This window comes from Phormidium sp. CCY1219 (assembly GCF_055795085.1).
This window is the reverse complement of record NZ_JAYFEQ010000291.1, coordinates 1-6,324: the sequence shown is the minus strand read 5'-3', so window position 1 is coordinate 6,324 and position 6,324 is coordinate 1. Positions and strand designations below refer to the sequence as shown.

General features: G+C 53.2%; 3 protein-coding genes. 2 read left to right on the top strand and 1 reads right to left on the bottom strand.

Annotated elements, in window-relative coordinates:
• Positions 1 to 274 precede the first annotated feature (274 nt).
• On the top strand, positions 275 to 625 hold the full coding sequence (locus tag AC0QH1_RS04755) for a hypothetical protein (protein WP_324629761.1): 351 nt from the start codon (positions 275 to 277) through the stop codon (positions 623 to 625).
• 252 nt (positions 626 to 877) lie between these two features.
• Here the strand turns inward: AC0QH1_RS04755 and gltB are convergent, their stop codons facing one another.
• Positions 878 to 5,539 (bottom strand): glutamate synthase large subunit, encoded by a 4,662-nt coding sequence (gene gltB / locus AC0QH1_RS04750; RefSeq protein WP_324629760.1) that lies wholly within the window; start codon positions 5,537 to 5,539, stop codon positions 878 to 880.
• Positions 5,540 to 5,692: 153 nt separating this feature from the next.
• Between gltB and AC0QH1_RS04745 the strand changes: the two genes are divergently transcribed.
• The gene (locus AC0QH1_RS04745; RefSeq protein ID WP_324629759.1) at positions 5,693 to 5,884 is read left to right on the top strand and encodes a hypothetical protein; all 192 of its coding nucleotides are present in this window, start codon (positions 5,693 to 5,695) and stop codon (positions 5,882 to 5,884) included.
• Positions 5,885 to 6,324: the final 440 nt, after the last annotated feature.

The following is a 6,324-nucleotide window of genomic DNA, read 5'->3' as shown; positions in this document are numbered from 1 at the left end:
TAAGATTTTCATATAAGTAAGGTAGAGAATTTTTCATTTCGGAGGTGCAAGCGCGGTAATGACTATTCGGCTACGTAGCACATCAATCTGAGAAAGGCTATAGTTTTCACCTCCTACCCAAAAGGCAAACTTGGGTATAGTACCATTTTTCATGCAATAGACTTCGATAACAAGGCATTTTTAAGGGGTGTGGTGTGGTATCCAAACGCAAACTTATTTGTCAAAAAATGATATAATTACTACTTAAACTGTCACTTAAACGTAACTTTGTGTGATGCCTAAATTCATAAAATTTAGTATTGTATTAACCCTCCTAAATGCGCTATTAATTGTGGGTAGTTTGGGTTTATTCATGTTTTCCCAGAGAACGGTTGCCACTGAATTAAATCCCCTCTTGAGTCAAACTGAAGAGAGAGAACCCCTTACAGAACCGCAAACGTCTCCCGAGAACCCCCGCTTTATCTACAAAGCTTTTATTGTCAGTATTAAAGGCAAATCAGGCCAAGATATTACAGATTTTTTAAATGCCTATTCCGATTGGGAATTAGTCAGTTTTGACAATGAGGTTTTGCCGGAAGAGAATCAAGCTATCTTTATTTTCAAAAAAGCGATCGAGAATGAATGATTAAGCCAGAGGGGACGCCCAGAACAACCCTACCGAACTTGCAGTGTAAATAGAGTGGTTAAACGAAGCCGGGGAACGACACAAGGAAGCAAGTAGGTGATAACAGGCGTTCCCAGGCGACGCCTGGGAACGAGACCCATTATGGTGCAGACGAACCTAACTGCACGCTCAGACCTTGCAGGTGATTTACCCAGGCGACGCCTGGGTAAAAGAGGAATAACCTGTTACCCATCCATTGATGAGCAACAGTGATTATGCCTCAACGGCCACGGGGGAAGCGATCGCCTCAGCACTCGCCTCCGGACTGTCGCTTTCCGAGGGAGGCACCACCTGCCAGAACTTCGGCAAAAACGCATCCCAATCATCCAAGATAGCCTTCGCCTTTTCGCTGCCGGTCTTGGCATAGTGCAACTGCACCATCTCCTTCAACTGTGCCGCCCCAGCATTGGTTTTCACCCGCTGAATCTTCACAATTTCCGGATTGACCAGAGCTGGGAAAGACCCATCCTCATCTAAGAAATAGGCCAAACCGCCCGTCATGCCGGCACCCACATTGCGTCCGACCTTGCCCAAGCAGACCACGACACCGCCGGTCATGTATTCGCAAGCGTGGTCTCCAGCGCCTTCAATCGTTGCCTTGCCCATCGAATTGCGGACTGCAAAGCGCTCTCCTGCGATTCCCCGGGCAAACAAAATACCGCCAGTGGCTCCATACAAGCAAGTATTGCCAATCAGCACATTCTCGCTGGGGTCGTAATCGGCTTGTTTCGGGGGCACGATAATAATTTCACCGCCATGCATTCCCTTGCCCACGTAATCATTGGCTTCGCCATACAGACTCAACGTCATTCCCGGCAAATTAAACGCGCCGAAACTTTGACCCACACTACCAAAGAAGCGCAGGTTCAACTGACCTTCAAAGCCGCTGTTCCCGTATTTGCGGGCGATATAGCCAGCCAGCCGACCCCCCACACAGCGGTCCGTATTGACGACTTTGACGCTTTTTTCCACAAAGCCTTGCGAGTCGATCGCCCCCTTCACTTCCTTATCGGCGAGCAACTCGTCATCCAACACGAAACCATTGCCATGCACGGCCTCATGCTGCAACCAATTGCGTTCGTAGCGGGTATCGGGCAACTGCAAAATGCAGTCCAAATTCACCGATGCGACTTTGGCCAACTTGACGCCTTCGCGCATCGTCAACAAATCAGCCCGACCGATCGCCTCATGCAAACGGCGACAGCCCAGCTTGGCCAACAAGTGCCGTACTTCTTCCGCCACAAAATAGAAGAAATTCACCACATTTGCAGGAACGCCAGTAAAGCGCCGACGGAGTTTTTCCTGCTGAGTCGCCACTCCGACGGGGCAATTATTGGTATGGCAAATCCGCGCCATGATGCAGCCTTCGGCAATCATCGCGATCGAACCGAAGCCATATTCTTCCGCACCCATGAGCGCCGCCATCAGCACATCCCAACCGGTTTTCAGCCCGCCATCGGCGCGCAGCACCACGCGATCGCGCAAGCCATTCAACATCAGCACCCGATGCACTTCGCTCAGTCCCAGTTCCCAGGGCGTGCCGGCATGTTTGATACTGCTCAGGGGCGAGGCACCGGTACCGCCATCATGGCCAGAAATTTGGATGATATCCGCATTCGCCTTCGCCACCCCTGCGGCGATCGTGCCAATGCCAATCTCGGAAACCAACTTGACCGACACCCCGGCATTCGGATTGACCTGATGCAGGTCGAAAATCAACTGCGCCAAATCCTCAATCGAATAAATATCGTGGTGCGGCGGCGGCGAAATCAGGGTCACGCCGGGTTTAGACCGACGCAACATGGCAATGTATTCGCTGACTTTCTTACCGGGCAACTGTCCGCCTTCTCCTGGTTTTGCTCCCTGGGCGATTTTAATCTCCAGTTGCTTGGCATTCATCAGGTATTCCGGCGTCACCCCGAAGCGCCCCGAGGCCACCTGTTTGATGGCGGAAGAGGCGGTATCGCCGTTGTGTAGTCCGCGCAAATGAGGCAATGTCGGGCTATTGCCGTTTTCGTCAACATTTTCCAGCACTTTGAACCGCACCGGGTCCTCGCCGCCTTCCCCGGAGTTAGATTTGCCGCCAATCCGGTTCATGGCGATCGCCAGAGTTTCGTGGGCTTCCCGGGAGAGCGCCCCCAAGGACATGCCCCCAGTGCAGAAGCGCTTCACGATTTCTTCCACCGATTCGACTTCTTCGAGGGGAACTGGCGTGACGCCTTCTAGGTTGAAGTCCAGCAAATCGCGCAGGGCGGTGGCGGGACGTTCCCAGAGGTATGTTTTGTAAACCTGATAGTGGTCGTAACTCTCGCTGGCTTTCGGCGCGCCATTTTTCGCCCCCACGGCTTTATGCAGGGCTTTGGCCATTTCCGGGCTGTTCATGTGGTATTCCCCGTTGGGGCGATATTGAATGAAGCCGAAGTTTTCCAGCTTTTTCGCCGTCAGTTCCGGGAAAGCCCGCTGATGGAATTGGCTGGTTTCCTGAGCCAATTCGCGCAAACTTAGGCCGCCAATTTGCGAAGCAGTTCCCACAAAGGCCAGATCCAGCAACTCTTTGCCAATGCCGATCGCCTCGAAGATTTGCGCCCCGTGATAGCTCGAAAGCAGGGAAATCCCCATCTTCGAGAGGATTTTCAGCAGTCCCATTTCGATGCCGTGGGCGTAGTTGTTTTGCGCTTCTTCTATTGAGAGAACTGGCAGTTTGCCGTTGTCCATCATTTTTTGGGTTTTGGAAGCGCTGCGCCATTGCCGCACGCTTTCGAGGGCCAGATAGGGGCAAATCGCGCTAGCTCCGTAGCCGATCAGGCAAGCGAAGTGATGGGTACTCCAGCATTGAGCCGTATCCACCACCAGGGAGACCTTCATTCGCTCCCCGCGCCGGATGAGGTGATGGTGAACTGCACCCACCGCCAGCAGGGGCGGAATGTAGGCTTGCGTTGCATTGGGGCTGCGATCGCTCAAAATCAGGATTTTGCTTCCCTCTCGCACCGCCTCTGCGGCACCTTCGCATAACCGCTGCACCGCTTGACCCAGAGCCTCGGGTCCGTCGGCAATGTTAAACAGCAAGGAGAGGGTTTGACTCGGCAGCTCGGAAGTTTTGATAGCGCTGAGTTGGTTTTCGTTGAGAACCGGGGTTTCTAGTTCCAAGGTACGGGCGTATTCCGGTTTGGCTTCTAGCAGGTTGCCCCGAACTCCCAGCAGAACCTTCAGGGACATCACCAGGCTTTCGCGCAGGGGGTCGATAGGGGGATTGGTGACCTGCGCGAATCGCTGTTTGAAGTAGTCGTAGAGCAAGCGCGGTTTGTCTGACAGAACCGCCAGGGGGATGTCGTCGCCCATGCAGAAGGTGGGTTCTTTGGCCGCGATCGCCATCTCCTGGATGATGGTCTCTACGTCTTCTTGGGTGTACCCAAATGCGGTTTGCTGTTGCAGCAAGGTGGAACCATCCAGGTACAAGTCGCTACTGGGGGGTTGGGGTGCGAGTTTGATGCGATGTTCTTTCAGCCAAGAACCGTAGGGATGTGTGCTGGCTACCTGCTGTTTGAGTTCTGGGTTTTTCAGGATGTGATGGGTTTCCAGGTCTACCGCGATCGCCTGTCCCGGCCCGAGTCGTCCTTTTTCGATGATTTCGGATTCGGGCAGTTCCACTGCGCCAGCTTCCGACGCAACCACGATGTAGCCGTTTTTGGTAATGCAGTACCGGGCGGGGCGCAACCCGTTGCGATCGAGGGTCGCGCCAATTTGTTTGCCGTCGCTAAACACAATCAGCGCCGGTCCGTCCCAGGGTTCCTGGATGCCGCTGTAATATTCGTAGAAATCCACGATTTCCCGACGTTCCGCCAGGGCGGGTTGGTTTTGGTAGGCTTCCGGAACCATGATGGTCATGGCTTCGATGGGGCTGCGTCCCGAGCGAACCATCAGTTCAAATACGTTATCCAGGGTCGCCGAATCGCTGTTGTCCGGGGAAACGATAGGTTTCAGGTCTTCGATCGCATCCCCCCAAATGGGATGTTGTAGGTCTCCTTCCCGCGCTCTCATCCAGTTGATGTTGCCCAGCAGGGTGTTGATTTCTCCGTTATGACCCAACAGGCGCATGGGTTGGGCAAGCGGCCAGCGCGGCATTGTGTTGGTGCTGAAGCGCCGATGGTAAATCGCCCACGGACTGGTGTAGTTGGGGTTTTGCAAATCTTGGTAAAAGGTTCCCAGTACGGCGGAGCGAACCATGCCTTTGTAGACAATGGTGCGGCTGGACAGGGAACAGATGTAGAAGTCTTCCCCCCATTGGATGGCTTTCGCACCGGGATGGGTTTCTATGTCGGCAAGGGTTTTGCCTACGCCTCGCCGCACTCGATACAGCAGGCGCTCGAACTCGTCCCCGCTTAGGCTGGGAGATTGGATGATAATTTGCTCGATTTGCGGTTGGTGCTGTCGCGCCATAACCCCCAGCACTTCAGGCCGCACCGGCACCTTGCGCCACCCTAGGCAACTCAGGTTGTGCTCCGATATCACTTTTTCTACGGTGACTCTGGCATGAGTGGCGGTTTCCTGGTCTTGCGGCAGGAATATCATGCCCACGGCAAGGGTTTTGGGGTCGATGTTGGAATGCCCGTTAAGCTCGAGCCACTCTTGCAAAATGGCATACGGAAGCGCGCTCATTAACCCGGCTCCATCTCCGGAGTCGCGATCGGCACTGCACGCGCCGCGATGCTCCAGACAGGTTAGGGCCGTGAGGGCTTCGTCGATAATTTGGCGATCGGCCCCACCGGCTGGATTGGCAATGAAGCCAACTCCGCAAGCATCCCTTTCTTCTACTAACCACCGTTGTCCTGCATAGCCGATAGATTGGGCCTGATTGATTTGATTCTCTCGATTCAATTTTTTCCTCCTGAAGTTTGCTGTGTTGCAGGTCAAGTCATTGGTCCGTAGGTCTTGGTCATTTGTGGGTTGTCATTTGTCCGTAGGTCTTGGTCATTTGTGGTAAGTGGCTTGTCCTTTCATCCCTAACCACTTACCCACCACCAATGACCAGTGACCTGTTACCACATGACCAATAACCATCACCTTCGCAATCATCACTCTATACTCGCCCGCGATCGAGCCACTGACCCGCACAGTTTTGAGAAGCCAGTGTTGGGGACTTGTTTAGTAGGGTCGGCGTTGCCCCCGCATCTGGGGAAACCTACGGGAGGGTTGCGATCGCTTCCTCCCTTGCATATTTAGAAACAATTAGAAGTTATTAGTTTACTGCTATTCTTACAGTTTTGCAGATTTCAATCAATGCTTAACTCAAAGACCATCCATTTTTCCCGAAACTTCCACCCCGTTAAGCCGATTCTACGCCACTCGGCTGGCTCGGAGACATCCATCCCTCCTCAGAATGCCTGAGAAATTACAGCTTCCTCTATGCCTCGCTCGGCTACCCTAGAAGAAATTTCACGGGTATAAACTCCCATCTGAAATGCTGCTTGAGGACTCCCGTTAGACTCACGCCTGGGAACGCGGCAGGGGAATTGCCGCCAACAAATAAACTGCCTGAGAAAAATTCGTTATTTTCGGGTTGCATATTCATCCCCCTCCGCTTGGTTTGATACTCCCTACGGATAAATCCGAGGGATTCTTAAAGAGTCCAAAGTCGGACTTTTAAAGGCGCTTTTCCCCAC